Source organism: Pseudomonas sp. TE36184 (assembly GCF_054060055.1).
The window spans coordinates 3,166,232-3,182,588 of sequence record NZ_JBSSCU010000001.1 but is presented as its reverse complement, the minus strand read 5'-3'; the positions used below and the strand labels follow the sequence as shown (position 1 = coordinate 3,182,588).

At 62.0% G+C, this 16,357-nt stretch carries 14 protein-coding genes; 3 read left to right on the top strand and 11 right to left on the bottom strand.

What is annotated here, in order from left to right; all coding sequences use genetic code 11:
* Nucleotide 1 precedes the first annotated feature (1 nt).
* From ACVWZP_RS14265 to rimO, 4 genes are all read right to left on the bottom strand, one after another.
* Nucleotides 2–463 carry a DUF1456 family protein gene (locus ACVWZP_RS14265; protein WP_457369867.1) on the bottom strand — a complete coding sequence of 154 codons (462 nt, stop codon included), beginning with the start codon at nt 461–463 and terminating at the stop codon, nt 2–4.
* Nucleotides 464–531: 68 nt separating this feature from the next.
* A complete protein-coding gene (locus ACVWZP_RS14260; protein WP_017844672.1) occupies nt 532–1,242 on the bottom strand; it encodes an rRNA pseudouridine synthase in 711 nt (236 codons plus the stop codon).
* Between the two features lie 71 nt (nt 1,243–1,313).
* The gene (locus tag ACVWZP_RS14255) at nt 1,314–1,787 is read right to left on the bottom strand and encodes a GNAT family N-acetyltransferase (RefSeq protein WP_126586102.1); all 474 of its coding nucleotides are present in this window, start codon (nt 1,785–1,787) and stop codon (nt 1,314–1,316) included.
* Between the two features lie 115 nt (nt 1,788–1,902).
* Nucleotides 1,903–3,243, bottom strand: coding sequence for a 30S ribosomal protein S12 methylthiotransferase RimO (gene rimO, locus ACVWZP_RS14250; protein WP_046384502.1), 1,341 nt, complete (start codon nt 3,241–3,243; stop codon nt 1,903–1,905).
* Nucleotides 3,244–3,556: 313 nt separating this feature from the next.
* Here rimO and ACVWZP_RS14245 point away from each other — a divergent pair, with 313 nt between their 5' ends.
* The 3 genes from ACVWZP_RS14245 (at nt 3,557) to ACVWZP_RS14235 (ending at nt 7,247) form a co-directional block, all read left to right on the top strand.
* On the top strand, nt 3,557–5,458 hold the full coding sequence (locus ACVWZP_RS14245) for a potassium transporter Kup (RefSeq protein ID WP_046384501.1): 1,902 nt from the start codon (nt 3,557–3,559) through the stop codon (nt 5,456–5,458).
* Between the two features lie 225 nt (nt 5,459–5,683).
* A complete protein-coding gene (locus tag ACVWZP_RS14240; protein ID WP_128191527.1) occupies nt 5,684–6,790 on the top strand; it encodes an NADH:flavin oxidoreductase/NADH oxidase in 1,107 nt (368 codons plus the stop codon).
* Between the two features lie 271 nt (nt 6,791–7,061).
* Complete coding sequence (locus tag ACVWZP_RS14235; RefSeq protein ID WP_017844677.1) at nt 7,062–7,247, top strand: hypothetical protein; 186 nt, start codon at nt 7,062–7,064, stop codon at nt 7,245–7,247.
* A 59-nt stretch (nt 7,248–7,306) separates the two neighbouring features.
* Here the strand turns inward: ACVWZP_RS14235 and ACVWZP_RS14230 are convergent, their stop codons facing one another.
* The 7 genes from ACVWZP_RS14230 to ACVWZP_RS14200 form a co-directional block, all read right to left on the bottom strand.
* The gene (locus ACVWZP_RS14230; RefSeq protein ID WP_026139759.1) at nt 7,307–8,932 is read right to left on the bottom strand and encodes a glucan biosynthesis protein D; all 1,626 of its coding nucleotides are present in this window, start codon (nt 8,930–8,932) and stop codon (nt 7,307–7,309) included.
* A 355-nt stretch (nt 8,933–9,287) separates the two neighbouring features.
* Nucleotides 9,288–10,712, bottom strand: a complete 1,425-nt coding sequence (locus ACVWZP_RS14225) for a gamma-aminobutyraldehyde dehydrogenase (protein ID WP_448123835.1) — start codon at nt 10,710–10,712, stop codon at nt 9,288–9,290.
* A gap of 82 nt (nt 10,713–10,794) precedes the next feature.
* Nucleotides 10,795–11,604, bottom strand: a complete 810-nt coding sequence (locus ACVWZP_RS14220) for an ABC transporter permease (RefSeq protein WP_010563467.1) — start codon at nt 11,602–11,604, stop codon at nt 10,795–10,797.
* Entirely contained in the window at nt 11,594–12,517 is a 924-nt protein-coding gene (locus ACVWZP_RS14215; RefSeq protein ID WP_017844680.1) for an ABC transporter permease, read from the bottom strand. The genes ACVWZP_RS14220 and ACVWZP_RS14215 overlap by 11 nt, the downstream gene beginning before the upstream one ends.
* A 1-nt stretch (nt 12,518) precedes the next feature.
* Nucleotides 12,519–13,553, bottom strand: coding sequence for an ABC transporter ATP-binding protein (locus ACVWZP_RS14210; protein WP_057005799.1), 1,035 nt, complete (start codon nt 13,551–13,553; stop codon nt 12,519–12,521).
* Nucleotides 13,554–13,673: 120 nt separating this feature from the next.
* A complete protein-coding gene (gene ydcS, locus ACVWZP_RS14205) occupies nt 13,674–14,825 on the bottom strand; it encodes a putative ABC transporter substrate-binding protein YdcS (RefSeq protein WP_017844682.1) in 1,152 nt (383 codons plus the stop codon).
* Nucleotides 14,826–14,897: 72 nt separating this feature from the next.
* Nucleotides 14,898–16,355 (bottom strand): gamma-aminobutyraldehyde dehydrogenase, encoded by a 1,458-nt coding sequence (locus ACVWZP_RS14200; protein ID WP_017844683.1) that lies wholly within the window; start codon nt 16,353–16,355, stop codon nt 14,898–14,900.
* Nucleotides 16,356–16,357: the final 2 nt, after the last annotated feature.

Sequence of the window (16,357 nt, the reverse complement as noted above, 5' to 3'; positions counted from 1 at the left end):
CTTACGCGCGAACCCGCAGGGTCAGGCCCTTGAGGAAGTTGCGCAGCAACTGGTCGCCGCAGGTGCGGTAATTGGTGTGGCCGAACTTGCGGAACAGCGCGCTCAGCTCAGGCTTGGACACCGGGAACTCGGCCGCCTTGAGGATGGCGTGCATGTCGTCTTCCTTCAGTTCGAAGGCCACGCGCAGCTTCTTGAGGATGATGTTGTTGGTCACCGGGGTTTCGATCGGTTGCGGCGGACGGCTGTCGTCCTTGCCGCGCTTGAAAATCACCAGGCCGTCAAGGAAGTGCGCCATGACTTCGTCCGGGCAGAACACAAAGCCTTCTTCCTCGTCTTTCTTGAGGTAAGTCAGCAGGTCTTCCTTGGTCACGTCCATGCCGCCGAGTTTGATCAGATCGACCATCTTGTTGTCGCTGATGTCGAGCATGTAGCGCACGCTGCGCAGTACGTCGTTGTGAATCATGGTGGGCAATCCTGGTTTTCAACGGTGGACACCGCCCACGCAGGCGGTGTCGAAAAAGGGGGAGTGGCTCAGAACTTCTCTTTGCCGGACAGGTAACGCCATTGGCCGACCGGCACCTTGCCGATGGACACGCCGCCGATGCGGATACGACGGATGGCGATGACTTTCAAGCCGACAGCTTCGCAGAACAAGGCGATCACCCCCGGTTGCGGGTTTTTCATCGCAAAGCGCAGGCGGTTTTCGTTCTGCCAGCTGGCTTTCACCGGCGGCAGCTCTTTGCCTTTGTAGGTCAGGCCATGGTTGAGGCGGTTCAGGCCGTGAGCAACCATGTCACCTTCGACCTCCACCACGTATTCCTGCTCGATCTTGGCGGCATCGGCGGTCAGTTTGCGCAGAATCTTCCAATCCTGGGTGAACACCAGCAGGCCGCTGGCCTTGGCTTGCAGGTCAGCGCTGGCGGTCAGGCGCAGGAAGTGGCCCTTGAGCGGGCGCTTGCTGAAGCGGTGTTCTTCCGACAGCGTTTCGGCGCTGATCGACGCCATTGCCGTCTCGGCATCCACGCCCACCGGCGCGTGCAGCAGGATGGTCACAGGCTCTGGCGCGGTGGCCTTGGCCTCGGGGTCCAGTTCGACCTTCTGGGTGGTGACCTTGAACTGTGGCTCGTCGATCACTTCACCGTCCACCGAGACCCAGCCGCCTTCGATAAACAGCTCAGCCTCCCGACGGGAGCAACCGACCAGTTCGATAAGGCGTTTGGAGAGGCGTATGGGGTCAGTCATGACAAGGGCCGTAGCAAAAGGGGGCCGCTATTGTACCTGTGTGGGCGCGGTTAATCCCGGCCCCATTTCATTTAGCCCTGACGCGCCTCTTGCTGAACCTGGCGCAAACGCATGTGCAGCAGCGGATAAGGCTGCCCCAGGCCATCATGCTCCGTGCGGCCGATGACTTCAAAGCCTTGCTTGAAGTAAAAGCCCAGCGCCTGCGGGTTCTGTTCGTTGACGTCCAGCTCATCGGCGTTCATGCGCTCGATCGCGTAACGCAGCAATTGCCGGCCGAGGCCCTGGCCACGGTGCTGCGGGTCGATGAACAGCATCTCGACCTTGCCCGCGGCCACCCCGGCGAACCCGGTGATGCGCTGGCGCGTGTCCTTGGTGCAGATCAGCATCACCGCATCGAGGTAGCGGGTCAGCACCAGGTTTTTCAGCAGCGTGATGTAGCTGTCCGGCAGAAAGTCGTGGGTGGCGCGCACCGACGCCTCCCAGATCCGCGCCAACTCGGCGTAGTCGCTGGTTTTAGGGGTGTGGATAACCGAATGCTGACGCATGCCCGCTGCCCTTTGTGGATGTTCGGTGTCGATGGGCAAAACGATAGACCTAAAAAAGCCCCGCATCTTGTCCAGAAGCAGGGCTTTTTCACTTTTTTATCCGCGCCTGATGCGATCAGTCGCGCTTTTCGGCCCACAGGTCGTATTCGTCGGCATCGGTCACGGTGCACCAGACCTTGTCACCCGGCTTCAAACCGCTGGCATCGTCGATAAATACGTTACCGTCGATTTCCGGGGCGTCGAAGAAGCAGCGGCCTACGGCGCCTTGCTCGTCGACTTCGTCGATCAGCACTTCGATTTCCTTGCCGATGCGCAGTTGCAGGCGCGCCGAGCTGATCGCCTGCTGGTGCGCCATGAAGCGCTCCCAACGGTCTTGCTTGACGTCATCCGGTACTACGGCCAGGTCCAGCAGGTTGGCCGGGGCGCCTTCGACCGGCGAGTACTGGAAGCAGCCGACGCGGTCCAGTTGGGCTTCGGTCAGCCAGTCGAGCAGGTACTGGAAGTCTTCTTCGGTTTCGCCCGGGAAGCCGACGATGAAGGTCGAACGGATGATCAGTTCCGGGCAGATCTCGCGCCAGTTCTTGATGCGCGCCAGGGTCTTGTCTTCGAAGGCCGGGCGTTTCATGGCCTTGAGCACTTTCGGGCTGGCGTGCTGGAACGGGATGTCCAGGTACGGCAGGATCTTGCCGGCGGCCATCAACGGGATCAGCTCGTCCACGTGCGGGTACGGGTACACGTAGTGCAGGCGCACCCACACGCCCAGGCTGCTCAAGGCTTCGCACAGCTCGGTCATGCGGGTTTTCACCGGCGCGCCGTTCCAGAAACCGGTGCGGTATTTCACGTCGACGCCGTAGGCGCTGGTGTCCTGGGAGATCACCAGCAGTTCTTTAACGCCGGATTTGACCAGGCGCTGGGCTTCGTCCAGCACATCGCCCACCGGGCGGCTGACCAGCTTGCCGCGCATCGACGGGATGATGCAGAAGCTGCAACTGTGGTTGCAGCCTTCGGAAATCTTCAGGTACGCGTAGTGGCGCGGGGTCAGCTTGATGCCTTGCGGCGGCACCAGGTCGATCAGCGGGTTGTGGTCCTGGCGCGGCGGCACCACCTGATGCACGGCGTTGACCACCTGCTCGTACTGCTGCGGGCCGGTCACGGCCAGCACGCTCGGGTGTACGTTGCGGATATTGCCTTCTTCCACGCCCATGCAGCCGGTGACGATGACCTTGCCGTTTTCCTTGATGGCCTCGCCGATCACTTCCAGGGATTCCGCCTTGGCCGAGTCGATGAAGCCACAGGTGTTGACCACCACCACGTCCGCGTCCTGGTAAGTGGACACGACGTCATAACCTTCCATGCGCAGTTGCGTCAGGATGCGTTCGGAGTCGACCAGAGCCTTCGGGCAGCCCAGGGAAACAAAGCCGACCTTGGGGTTGGCTTTTGCGATGGTGGTGGACATGTCTAACCTCGGTATTGAATGACGCCGCCAGTCGGGCACGACAAGGCGGTAGACGGGCACTTAGCGCGCTCGTAAAAGAGCATGCTTTTGTGCCTCTGATCAAAAAGTGCGCAATTCTAGCGACGGGCAACGCACTTGACCAGCTTTATGCAGGGAAATACGACGAGTGCTGCGCTATGCTTCGCGCCGTTGCGAACGGGTGAAATCCTTGGGTCAACAAAACGTCTGTTACGAGAAGTAAAACAGCGCATGCTAAGGTCAGCTTAGATGCGTTGTTTATAAGAGACCTCAGGTCATAGGGCAGGAGTGGTTGATGGGTCAGGCAAGTAGTCAGGCAGCGGGTGCCGAGCATTCCAATGCCAAGCCGATTGGCATGCTGGTGGCAGCGGTCGGGGTGGTTTATGGCGATATCGGGACCAGCCCGCTCTATACCCTTAAAGAGGTGTTCGGTGGAGGGTATGGGGTTCAGGTCAACCAGGACGGAGTCTTCGGGATCCTGGCGCTGATCTTCTGGTCGCTGATCTGGGTCGTTTCGATCAAGTACGTGTTGTTCATCCTGCGCGCCGACAACCAGGGCGAGGGCGGCATCATGGCCCTCACCGCCTTGGCGCGGCGAGCGGCGTCGCCGTATCCGAAGCTGCGTTCGGTGCTGGTGATTCTCGGGTTGATCGGCGCTGCGCTGTTTTACGGCGACAGCATGATCACCCCGGCAATCTCGGTGCTCTCGGCGGTAGAAGGCCTGGAACTGGCCTTCGAAGGGCTTGAACGCTGGGTCGTACCGCTGTCGCTGGTGGTGCTGGTGGGGCTGTTCCTGATCCAGAAACATGGCACCGACCGTATCGGCAAGCTGTTCGGGCCGGTCATGGTGTTGTGGTTCCTGGTGCTGGCGGGCCTGGGCGTGCATGGCATCAGCCAGCATCCGGAAGTGCTCAACGCATTGAACCCGGTGTGGGGTGTGCGTTTCTTCATGGTCCACCCTGGCATGGGTGTGGCGATTCTCGGCGCCGTGGTGCTGGCATTGACCGGTGCCGAAGCGCTGTACGCCGACATGGGCCACTTCGGGCGCAAACCCATTGCCCGTGCCTGGTTCGCCCTGGTGCTGCCGGCGCTGGTGCTCAACTATTTCGGCCAAGGTGCGTTGCTGCTGGAAAACCCCGAAGCGGCGCGTAACCCGTTCTACCTGCTCGCACCGAGCTGGGCGCTGATTCCGTTGGTGGTGTTGTCTACCCTGGCCACGGTGATTGCGTCCCAGGCGGTGATTTCCGGCGCGTTCTCCCTGACCCGTCAGGCGATCCAACTGGGTTACATCCCGCGCATGCACATTCAGCATACGTCCAGCGCCGAACAGGGCCAGATCTATATCGGCGCGGTGAATTGGTCGCTGATGGTCGGCGTGATCCTGCTGGTGCTGGGCTTCGAGTCGTCCAACGCGCTGGCTTCGGCCTACGGCGTGGCGGTGACCGGCACCATGCTGATCACCAGCATCCTGGTGTCGGCAGTGATGCTGTTGCTGTGGAAATGGCCACCGGTGTTGGCGATTCCGGTGCTGATCGGTTTCCTGTTGGTCGACGGGCTGTTCTTCGCCGCCAACGTGCCGAAAATCGTCCAGGGCGGTGCATTCCCGGTATTGGCGGGGATTGTGCTGTTTATCCTGATGACGACGTGGAAACGCGGCAAGGAACTGCTGATGGACCGCCTCGACGAGGGCGGCCTGCCGCTGCCGATCTTTATCAGCAGTATCCGCGTGCAGCCGCCCCATCGCGTGCAGGGCACCGCGGTGTTCCTCACCGCGCGGCCCGACGCGGTGCCCCATGCGCTGTTGCATAACCTGCTGCATAACCAGGTGTTGCACGAGCAAGTGGTGTTGCTGACGGTGGTCTACGAAGACATTCCCCGCGTTCCCGCCGCACGGCGCTTCGAGGTGGATGCCTACGGCGAAGGGTTCTTCCGCGTGATCCTGCACTTCGGTTTCACCGATGAGCCGGACGTGCCCGAAGCGCTGAAGCTGTGCCACCTGGATGATCTGGATTTCAGCCCGATGCGTACCACGTACTTCCTCAGCCGCGAAACGGTCATCGCCTCGCGCATCAAAGGCATGGCCCGTTGGCGCGAAGGCTTGTTCGCGTTCATGTTGAAGAATGCCAACGGCAACCTGCGGTTCTTCAAACTCCCGGTCAACCGGGTGATCGAGCTGGGCACCCAGGTCGAAATGTAAGCGGTTGTTGGACGGGAGCCGGCAATCGGCTCCCGCTTTGTCTTCTGAACCCTGTGCAATCCCCCGTTGTCGACTAGGCTCTAAGCACTGTTGTGTAGGAGCGGGCTTGCCCGCGAAAAACCTTAACGGTAACGCGTCGATCCTGGATAAACGCGGCGCCCATGAGGCTTTCGCGAGCAAGCGCGCTCCTACAGAAGTGCCCAAAAAGCCAAGAAGAGGTGCGCCATGAGTCAGTTGCTCGAACCGTATACCCTGCGCCAATTGACCCTGCTCAATCGCATTGCCGTGTCGCCGATGTGCCAGTACTCCAGCGTCGATGGCCTGGCCAACGACTGGCACCTGGTCCACCTCGGCAGCCGCGCTGTCGGCGGGGCGGGGCTGATTTTCACCGAAGCCACCGCCGTGACCGCCGAGGGCCGTATCACCGCCGAAGACCTGGGCCTGTGGAACGACGCACAGATCGCCCCGCTGCAACGTATCACGCGCTTTATCACTGCCCAGGGCGCCGTGGCCGGGATTCAACTGGCTCACGCCGGGCGCAAAGCCAGCACCCATCGGCCGTGGATCGGCAAACACGGCAGCCTCAAGCCGCAAGACGGCGGCTGGGTGCCGGTGGGGCCCTCGCCGATTGCCTTTGACCCGAACCATACGCAACCCCGGCCGCTGGACGAGGCGCAGATCGAGCAAGTGATCGCCGACTTCGTCGCCGCCGCCAAGCGCGCGTTGACCGCCGGTTTCAAAGTGGTGGAGATCCACGCCGCTCACGGTTACCTGCTGCATCAATTCCTCTCGCCCATCAGCAATCAGCGTCAGGACCAGTACGGCGGCACCTTTGAAAACCGTATCCGCCTGGTGCTGCAAGTCACCGAAGCGGTGCGCGAAGTCTGGCCGCAAGACCTGCCGCTGTTTGTGCGGGTGTCAGCCACCGATTGGGTGGAGGACGGCTGGAACCCCGATGAAACCGTGGAACTGGCACGTCGCCTGAAAGCTTTGGGAGTCGACCTGATCGACGTGTCCTCCGGCGGCACCGCCGCCAACGCCGAGATCCCCATCGGCCCCGGCTACCAGACGCGGTTTGCCGAGCGTGTGCGCAAAGAGTCGGGCATCGCTACCGGCACCGTGGGCATGATTACCGAGCCGGCCCAGGCCGAACACATCCTGCGCACCTGCCAGGCCGATATCATCTTCCTCGCCCGCGAGCTGCTGCGTGACCCGTATTGGCCATTGCATGCCGACGATGACCTGGGCGGGCGCAAGGCGACCTGGCCGGCCCAGTACCAGCGGGCGACCCATCGGGAGCAGCCGATTCATGAGTCTGATCTCAGGGATTGAGCCTTCTTAGGTTCCAACAAAACCCACCCTTATCCGGTGGGTTTTTTTTGCCAGGCGCTGTGGGATAGGGCTGTAGGTATTTATTCCTGACCCAATTATTTAAGTGAATACTCTAAAAAAATCCCACACGTCATGAGATTGTTTCTACGCTTAGAGTACGCCTGATTTCTGGCCCAGGGAGCCAGTCGGTTTGTCTACCGAGGCATTGCGCTTCACGGCAGGCGGGTAATGGGCACACGGAGTTTTTGATCGATATCAGGAGAAACAGTCCATGGCCAAGTCCTATGGTGTAGCGGGTGTGGTGGCGTCTTTTCTGACCCGCAGGGTGTCCTTGCGTGCCCGAAGGTTGAGTTCCGATGAAGCTGAATTGCTCGCGCAGTATCGCGCCTTGACCGAGAACGATCAGGTGGCGATGCGCTATTTGATTGGGGCGATGAAGAGTGTGTCGCGGTTCTGAGCGGGCTGTGACCCCATGTGGGGGCGGGCAAGCCCGCGCTCACATGGTCGGTCACGGTGTCAGGTGTATTTACGCTGCTCCGGTGCCGGCGGGAAGTACTGATACAACCAGGTTTCACTCAAGGTGCGGTCCTGCGTGCGGATAAACAGGCGCAGTTCCACTGGCTCCACGCTGTCGCTGGTCGGGTACCAGTCGAAGAGGATGCGATAGCCCTTGATGCTGTCGAGCACCAGCACGCTGAAGTCTTTCACCTCGCCGTGGGAACAGGTCACCACCGGCTCGATCCCGGTGCCGGCTGCCAGGCGATCCAGGCCGCCGCCCTTGAAGTCCACGGCAAACCGCCGCGCCCAGACTGGCGGGTAATGTTCGCCCGGTGCCCAGCCTTCGGTGAAGCCGCCCATGCCTGAACGCGTGGCGTCGACTTGCGCCAACGGCGTGCTCACCGGTGGCAGGGCGCTCCAGTACAACTTGTAGCCATAGTTGAGTGAATCACCGGCGGCCACCGGTTTTTTCGGGGTCCAGAAGGCCACTATGTTGTCCAGGGTTTCGCCGGTGGTCGGGATCTCCAGCAGGTCGATCGAGCCTTCGCCCCACGCGGTGGTCGGTTCGACCCACAGGCTTGGGCGCTTGCTGTACCAGTCGACGGTGTCCTGGTAGCTGGCGAATTCATGGTCGGTCTGCACCAGGCCGAAGCCTTTCGGGTCGGTGTCGGCGAACGCATTGAATTGCAGCTTGGCCGGGTTGTTCAGCGGGCGGCAGATCCACTCGCCGTTGCCGCGCCACATTGCCAGGCGGTCCGAGTCGTGGATCTGCGGGTGGATGGTGTCGCACATGCGCCGCTCGTGGGTGCCGCAACTGAACATGCTGGTCATCGGCGCGATGCCCAGTTGTTCGATGGCGGTGCGCGCATTGATATGGGCGTCGATTGCCATGACCACCTGGTTGGCCTGGCAGTCGATATCGAAACGGTAGGCGCCGGTGGCGCTCGGCGAGTCGAGCAGGGCGTAGACCACAAAGCGCGTGGCATTTTTATCCGGGGTTTCGAACCAGAACTGCGTGAAGTCGGGGAATTCCTCGCGCTTTTTCGCGTAGGTATCGATCGCCAGGCCGCGTGCGGAAAGGCCATATTGCCCCGTGGAATCCACCGCGCGGAAGTAACTGGCGCCGAGAAACGACAGCACGTCATGGCGATCCAGTTCCGGCGCCTTGAACAGCTTGAAGCCGGAGAAACCCAGGTCGCCGGTCAGTTGTTGGGTGTCGACCGTGGTTTTTTCATAGTTGAACAGCGAAGGGCGGAAATGCACTTCGCGGGCCTCGCGGGTCGTGGGGTCGACGGCGTGCATGCGAACGGGCGTCTTGAAGCCCATGCCGACGTGGAAAAACTGCACGTCCAACTGGCCGTTCACTTCCTTCCACAGCGAGTGTTTGCCGTCGTAGCCGATGGCGTTGAAATTTTGCGGGGTCATGGTCGCCAGGGTGGGCGGCAGCACCTGTTTGGTGTCTTTATACGCGGTCCCGGCGAGTTGCCTGGCCTGGGTCTTCAGCGTTTCGAAGTCGAACGCCACGGCCTTGCCGTCGGCGGCGCGGTTCCCGGCCCAGGCTTGCGCAGCCAACAGGCCGCTGGCCGATAAACCGGTGTAAGCCGCAATGGCCATGGACGCTTTAAGCAAATTCCTGCGGTGCATAGAGACAACCTGTCGTGAGCAAATCCCGCGCCGGCCCTGGCGCGTGCTGGATCAAAGATAACGGTTCGGACATGCCTTCGGCCAAACGCAACGGACATTAAACAGACGCCGCATAGCTTAAGCGGTTCGATGGCGTAGGAAAAATGATTGATGGCGGGATGATGGCTTGGCAAATGAGACAAGACATTTCCGGGCTTTGAGTGAGCACATTACCCAGGAATTATGAAGATCCAATGTGGGCGGGGGCTTGCTCGCGACAGGCGCCTGGACACCGCGTTTAATCGGATGCCCCGCATTATCGTTGGCGTTCTTCGCGAGCAAGCTTGCTCCTACAGTCAAGGCATCAGGGCGAGGTTCAGTGCTTGAACATCACATGGCGCACGGTGGTGTAGTCCTCCAGCCCGTACATGGACATGTCCTTGCCATACCCCGACAGTTTCTGACCGCCGTGAGGCATTTCGCTGACGAGCATGAAGTGAGTGTTCACCCAGGTGCAGCCATACTGCAAGCGCGCAGCCAAGCGATGGGCGCGTCCCACGTCGGCGGTCCATACGGATGACGCCAGACCGTAGTCCGAATCGTTGGCCCAGCCCAGCACCTGTGCCTCATCGGCGAACTTGGTCACCGACACCACCGGCCCGAACACCTCGCGGCGCACGATTTCGTCGTCCTGCTGCGCATCGGCCAAAACCGTCGGCTCAAAGAAGAAGCCGTTGCCTTCCACCGCCTTGCCGCCGGTGACCAGGCGGATATGCGGCTGCGCCACGGCACGTTCGACGAAACCGGCCACGCGGTCGCGGTGTTGCGCGGTGATCAGCGGGCCCAGCTCGGTGGTCGGGTCGTCCTGCAAGCCGTACTTGATACTGGCGACTGCCGCGCCGAGCTTCTCGACGAACGCGTCATAGATTTCCGCTTGGGCATAGATACGGCACGCCGCGGTGCAATCCTGGCCGGCGTTGTAGAAACCGAAGGTGCGGATGCCTTCCACCGCCGCGTCGATGTCCGCGTCGTTGAAGATGATCACCGGCGCCTTGCCGCCCAGTTCCATGTGCATGCGCTTCACGCGGTCGGCGGTGTTGGAAATGATGTTGGCGCCCGTGGCGATGGAGCCGGTCAGCGACACCATGCGTACTTTCGGGTGGTTAACCAACGGGCTGCCCACGGTGGGCCCACGGCCGAAGACCAGGTTGAGCACGCCGGCCGGGAAGATCTCCGACGCCAGTTCGACCATGCGCAATGCGGTCAGCGGGGTTTGCTCCGACGGCTTGAGCACCACGGTATTACCGGCGGCCAGGGCTGGGGCGATTTTCCAGGCGACCATCATCAGCGGGTAGTTCCACGGGGCGATGGAAGCGATCACGCCCACCGGATCGCGGCGGATCATCGAGGTGTGGCCCGGCAGGTATTCACCGCCGGCCGAGCCGCTCATGCAGCGGCTGGCACCGGCAAAAAAGCGGAACACGTCGGCAATCGCCGGGATCTCGTCGCTCAGTGCCGCACTGTAGGGTTTGCCGCAGTTGTCCGATTCCAGCTTGGCCAGTTCTTCGCCGTGGGCTTCGATCACGTCCGCCAGTTTCAGCAGCAACAGCGAGCGATCCTTGGGCGTGGTCTGTGACCAGCTTTCAAACGCTGCATCGGCGGCCCGCACGGCGGCGTCGACCTGGGCTTCGCTGGCTTCGTTGATTTCCACCAGCACACGGCCCAACGCCGGGTTGAATACGGCCTGCGCCGGGCCTTCGCCTTTGACCAGTTGGCCGTTGATCAAGAGTTTGGTTTGCATGGTTCACTCCTCCAAAAAACTGTTGTTATTGCCCTGAAGAAACCGGCTCTGAGTGTGGGGGGGCACTTCTCCAATACCCACATTATTTACCGCCACTGCCTGCCACGCTTTCACCGCCGCGGGTCAGGTAATAGGCGCCCAGAATCGGGAACATCGTCACGATCATCACCAGCATCGCCACCACGTTGGTCACCGGCACATCCCGTGGGCGACTCAACTGGTTGAGCAGCCACAGCGGCAAGGTGCGCTCATGCCCGGCGGTGAAGGTGGTGACGATGATTTCGTCGAACGACAGCGCAAACGCCAGCATGCCGCCGGCCAGCAGCGCCGAGCCGAGGTTGGGCATGATGATGTAGCGGAAGGTCTGCCAGCCGTCGGCGCCCAGGTCCATCGAGGCTTCGATCAGGCTGTGGGAGGTGCGGCGCAAGCGGGCGATGACGTTGTTGTAGACGATCACCACGCAGAAGGTCGCGTGGCCGACGATGATGGTGAACATCCCCGGCTCGATGCCCAGCGTCTTGAACGTCGCCAGCAGGGCGATACCGGTGATGATCCCCGGCAGCGCGATCGGCAGGATCAGCATCAGCGACACGCCTTGCTTGCCGAAGAACTCGCGGCGATACAGCGCGGCTGAAGCGAGGGTACCGAGGACCATGGCGATCAGGGTAGCGATCGCCGCGATCTGCAGCGACAGCTTGATCGCTTCGAGCACGTCCGGGCGGGCGAAGGCCACGCTGAACCACCTCAGGGTGAAGCCCTGGGGTGGAAAGCTGAATGCCGCCTCTTCGGTGTTGAAGGCGTAAAGGAAGATGATCAGGATCGGGAAGTGCAGAAACACCAAGCCGCCCCAGGCCGCGATCTTCAGGCCGATGGATGATTTCTCAGAGTGCATCGAAGGCCCCCAGACGTTTGACGATGGACAGGTAAACCGCGATCAGCACGATCGGCACCAGGGTGAACGCCGCGGCCATGGGCATGTTGCCGATGGCGCCTTGCTGGGCGTACACCATGCCGCCGACGAAATAGCCCGGCGGCCCGACCAGCTGCGGCACGATGAAGTCGCCCAGGGTCAGCGAAAACGTGAAGATCGAACCGGCGGCAATCCCCGGCACCGACAGCGGCAGGATCACCTGCATGAAGGTCTGGCGCGGCTTGGCGCCCAGGTCGGCCGAGGCTTGCAGCAACGACGGCGGCAAACGCTCCAGCGACGCCTGGATCGGCAGGATCATGAACGGCAGCCAGATGTAGACGAACACCATGAACCGCCCCAGGTGCGAGGTGCTCAAGGTGCTGCCGCCCACGCCGGGGATTCCCAGCACGAACTGCAACAGCGGCCCCAGGCCCAGGTGCTGCACAAACCATTGCGCTACGCCGCCCTTGGCCAGCAGCAGGGTCCAGGCATATGCCTTGACGATATAGCTGGCCCACATCGGCATCATCACCGCGATATAGAAGAACGCCTTGGTCTTGCCCGTGGTGTAGCGCGCCATGTAATAGGCGATGGGGAAAGCGACGATGGCGCTGGCGAGCGACACCACGATCGCCATGCTCAGGGTGCGCAGGATGATGTCGAAGTTCGATGGCTGGAACAGTGCGGCGAAGTTGGCCAGGGTCAGGTCCGGCGTGACCGCCATGGTGAAGTCGTCGAACGTGTAGAAGCCCTGCCACAGCAAGGTCAGCAACGAGCCCAGGTAGATCGCGCCGAACCAGATCAGCGGCGGTATCAGCAGCATTGCCAGGTAGAGGTTGGGTTTGCGATACAACAGGTTGGAAAACCTGCGCATCGGCGCTTGGGTCAGGCTCATGTCACACCTCGCCTGCGTGGTCGGTCAGGGTGGTCATGGCGGCCCGCGCCCAGCGTGCGGTGATGGGCTGGCCGACCTGATAGCCGTTGCTGATGTCCAGCCACTGGTTATTCGCCTGGCTGATGTTCAACGCCTGGCCGTTCGCCAGTTTCAGTTCGTAGCGGGTGGCGCTGCCCTGGTACTGGATGTCATGCAACAGGCCGCTGATTTCCACTTCGTCGGCCGCCAGTGGGCCTTCGGCAAAGCGCACGTGCTCCGGGCGGATCGAGAACGGCTGCGGGCTGCCGCTGAGGCGCTGGGCCAACTCGCCGCGAATCACATTGGAGGTGCCGACGAATTCGGCGACGAACGCGGTGGCCGGTTTCATATAGAGGTTGCGCGGGGTGTCGACCTGTTCGATGCGGCCCTTGTTGAACACGGCCACGCGGTCGGACATCGACAGCGCTTCGGTCTGGTCGTGGGTCACGAAGATAAACGTGATGCCCAACTGACGTTGCAGCTTTTTCAGCTCGCTTTGCATCTGTTCGCGCAGCTTGAGGTCGAGGGCGCCCAGCGGTTCATCCAGCAGCAACACGCGCGGGCGATTGACCAGCGCGCGGGCCAGGGCGACCCGTTGGCGCTGGCCGCCGGAGAGCTGCACCGGCTTGCGCTCGCCGTAGCCGCCGAGGGCGACCATGGTCAGGGCTTCTTCGGCGCGGTCGAGGCGCTCGGTCTTGCCCACGCCTTTGACTTTCAGGCCGTAGGCCACGTTGTCGCGCACATTCATGTGGGGGAACAGCGCGTAATCCTGGAATACCGTGTTGACGTCACGCTGATACGGCGGCAAGCCGGCGGCTTCCTCGCCATGAATCCGGATCGAGCCTGCGCTCGGTTGCTCGAACCCGGCGATCAGGCGCAGGCAGGTGGTCTTGCCCGAGCCGGAAGGGCCGAGCATGGAAAAGAACTCGCCGTCCTGGATATCGATGGAAACCCGGTCAACGGCTTTCACTTCGCCGAACTGACGGGAAACGTGGGTGAATTGGACTGCAAGCGTCATGGTGCGGTGCTCCCAAAAGGCGCGGGTCGTCGCAGCGGCCCGGCCTGGACTTCTGAAAAAACAGAACATCGGTGAATGTGCTCAATGTGGGAGGGAGCAAGCCCCCTCCCACAGGGGGGATTAGCGCCCGCCCATGATCGCAATGTAATCCTGGGTCCAGCGACTGTACGGCACGAACTTGCCGCCCTCAGCCTGCGGGGTTTTCCAGAAGGCGATCTTGTCGAACTGGTCGAAGCCGTTGGTCTTGCAGCCCTCGGCGCCGAGCAATTCGCTACCGGTGCAGGCCGCCGGCACCGCCGGCAGGGAGCCGAACCAGGCGGCGACATCGCCCTGGACCTTCGGCTGCAGCGACCAGTCCATCCATTTGTAGGCGCAGTTCGGGTGCTTGGCCTCGCTGTGCAGCATGGTGGTGTCGGCCCAGCCGGTGGCGCCTTCCTTGGGAATGGTCGAGGCAATCGGCTGCTTCTCGTTGATCAGGCCGTTGACCTGATACGGCCAGGCGCTGGAGGCGACCACGCCTTCGTTCTTGAAGTCACTCATCTGTACGGTGGTGTCGTGCCAGTAGCGGTGGATCAACGGTTGCTGTGCGCGCAACAGGTCGAGCACGGCTTTGTATTGGGTTTCGGTCAGTTCGTAGGGGCTCTGGATGCCCAGCTCCGGCTTGGTCGACTTGAGGTACAGCGCCGCATCGGCGATGTAGATCGGGCCGTCGTAGGCTTGCACGCGGCCTTTGTTCGGCTTGCCGTCTGGCAGGTTCTGCGCCTCGAACAGCACATTCCAACTGGTGGGCGCGGTCTTGAACACGTTGGTGTTGTACATCAGCACATTCGGCCCCCACTGGTACGGAGTACCGTAGGTTTGCTGGCCGACCACGTACCACGGCGCGTCTTTCAGGCGCGGGTCGATAGTCTTCCAGTTGGGAATCAACGCGGTATTGATCGGCTGCACCCGCTTGCCGACGATCAACCGCAGCGACGCATCGCCTGACGCGGTGACCAGGTCGTAACCGCCCTTGGCCATCAAGCTGACCATTTCGTCAGAGGTGGCGGCGGTTTTCACATTGACCTTGCAGCCGGTTTCCTTCTCGAAACCTGTGACCCAGTCGTAAGCCTTGTCGCTTTCGCCCCGTTCGATATAGCCGGGCCAGGCGACGATATCCAGCTGGCCTTCGCCGGCGCCTACCGCTTTGAGCGGTTCGGCGGCCTGCAGGCTGGCGCTGGCCAGCAGCGCGGTGGTCAGGGCACTGAGCAGTGCGGTCTTATGCGCGGACATGGGGAATCCCTCTTCTTTAATTATGGTCGGGGCAGTTTTTGCAGCCGGTGACGCTTGAGCTTAGTTGTTGTTTTAAAGGTGCTGGCCGTGGCGAGCCATGATGTGCCGCACCACGCTGTAGTCCTGTAGCGAATCGCTGGACAGATCTTTGCCATACCCGGAGCGCTTCAAGCCGCCGTGGGGCATTTCGCTGACCAGCATGAAATGGCTGTTGATCCAGGTGCAGCCGTATTGCAGGCGCGCTGCGACCTGCATGGCCTTGTCCAGGTTCTGCGTCCACACCGACGAGGCCAGGCCGTATTCGGAGTCGTTGGCCCAGTCCACCGCTTGTTCCAGTTCGTCGAAGCGGGTCACGGTGACCACCGGGCCGAACACTTCGCGCTGGACGATTTCATCACTTTGTTTACAGCCGGCGAGCAAGGTCGGCTGATAAAAGAAGCCCGCGCCGGAATGCACGGCGGCGCCGGTGACGCGTTCGATATGCGGCTGGCCGAGGGCGCGTTCGACAAAGCTGGCGACGCGGTCGCGCTGGCGCGTGCTGATCAGCGGGCCGAGTTCGTTGTCGGCATCGCGCTTGCCGGCAAAGCGCAGGCTGCTGACCGCCGCGCCCAGGTCGGCGACCAATTTGTCGTGAATACCCGCTTGGGCGTAGATGCGACACGCGGCGGTGCAGTCCTGGCCGGCGTTGTAGTAACCGTAGGCGCGCACGCCTTCGACCACGGCTTGCAGGTCGGCGTCGTTGCACACAATCACTGGCGCCTTGCCGCCCAGTTCCAGGTGCGTGCGTTTAAGGGTTTTCGACGCGGCTTGCAGGATCTTTTGTCCGGTGACGATATCGCCGGTCAACGACACCATCCGCACCTTCGGGTGGCTGACCAGATGGCTGCCGACGCCTTCGCCGCCGCCGCACACAATGTTGATCACCCCGCGCGGCAACAACTGGTTGAGCGCTGGAGCGAGGGCGAGGATCGACAGCGGCGTGTGTTCCGACGGCTTGAACACCAGGGTATTACCGGCGGCCAGGGCGGGGGCGATCTTCCACGCGGCCATCATCAGCGGGTAATTCCACGGCGCAATCGAGGCCACCACGCCAATCGGGTCACGCCGCACCATGCTGGTGTAGCCCGGCAGGTATTCGCCGCTGAGCTGGCCGGTCTGGCAGCGCACGGCGCCGGCAAAGAAGCGGAACACATCGACGGTGGCGCTCAAGTCATCCTGGCGGGCCAGGTGCAACGGTTTGCCGCAGTTCAGGGATTCGAGGCGGGCCAGGTAGTCGGCTTGGTGCTCGATGGCATCGGCGATGCCCAGCAGAATGTTCGAACGTTGCTGCGGCGTGGTGCGGGACCAGCCGGCAAATGCGCGGTGGGCGGCGAGGATCGCGGCTTCGACCTGTTCGATGCTGGCTTCGGCGATCTGGGTCAGCACTTCGCCCGTGGCTGGGTTGAGAATCGGTTCGACAAAGCCCTGGCCCTGGACCAGTTCGCCGTCGATCAGCAACGCAGTGAGCAGCGGGGTGGGCGCAGCGGACATTT

What these genes read in the sequence shown, in the direction of transcription:
- ACVWZP_RS14255 (WP_126586102.1), bottom strand. Translation starts at nt 1,787, where the DNA reads ATGCGTCAGCATTCGGTTATCCACACCCCTAAAACCAGCGACTACGCC.
- rimO (WP_046384502.1), bottom strand. Translation starts at nt 3,243, where the DNA reads ATGTCCACCACCATCGCAAAAGCCAACCCCAAGGTCGGCTTTGTTTCC.
- ACVWZP_RS14230 (WP_026139759.1), bottom strand. Translation starts at nt 8,932, where the DNA reads ATGCACCGCAGGAATTTGCTTAAAGCGTCCATGGCCATTGCGGCTTAC.
- ACVWZP_RS14215 (WP_017844680.1), bottom strand. Translation starts at nt 12,517, where the DNA reads ATGAGCCTGACCCAAGCGCCGATGCGCAGGTTTTCCAACCTGTTGTAT.
- ACVWZP_RS14260 (WP_017844672.1), bottom strand. Translation starts at nt 1,242, where the DNA reads ATGACTGACCCCATACGCCTCTCCAAACGCCTTATCGAACTGGTCGGT.
- ACVWZP_RS14265 (WP_457369867.1), bottom strand. Translation starts at nt 463, where the DNA reads ATGATTCACAACGACGTACTGCGCAGCGTGCGCTACATGCTCGACATC.
- ACVWZP_RS14210 (WP_057005799.1), bottom strand. Translation starts at nt 13,553, where the DNA reads ATGACGCTTGCAGTCCAATTCACCCACGTTTCCCGTCAGTTCGGCGAA.
- ACVWZP_RS14235 (WP_017844677.1), top strand. Translation starts at nt 7,062, where the DNA reads ATGGCCAAGTCCTATGGTGTAGCGGGTGTGGTGGCGTCTTTTCTGACC.
- ACVWZP_RS14245 (WP_046384501.1), top strand. Translation starts at nt 3,557, where the DNA reads ATGGGTCAGGCAAGTAGTCAGGCAGCGGGTGCCGAGCATTCCAATGCC.
- ACVWZP_RS14220 (WP_010563467.1), bottom strand. Translation starts at nt 11,604, where the DNA reads ATGCACTCTGAGAAATCATCCATCGGCCTGAAGATCGCGGCCTGGGGC.
- ACVWZP_RS14240 (WP_128191527.1), top strand. Translation starts at nt 5,684, where the DNA reads ATGAGTCAGTTGCTCGAACCGTATACCCTGCGCCAATTGACCCTGCTC.
- ACVWZP_RS14200 (WP_017844683.1), bottom strand. Translation starts at nt 16,355, where the DNA reads ATGTCCGCTGCGCCCACCCCGCTGCTCACTGCGTTGCTGATCGACGGC.
- ydcS (WP_017844682.1), bottom strand. Translation starts at nt 14,825, where the DNA reads ATGTCCGCGCATAAGACCGCACTGCTCAGTGCCCTGACCACCGCGCTG.
- ACVWZP_RS14225 (WP_448123835.1), bottom strand. Translation starts at nt 10,712, where the DNA reads ATGCAAACCAAACTCTTGATCAACGGCCAACTGGTCAAAGGCGAAGGC.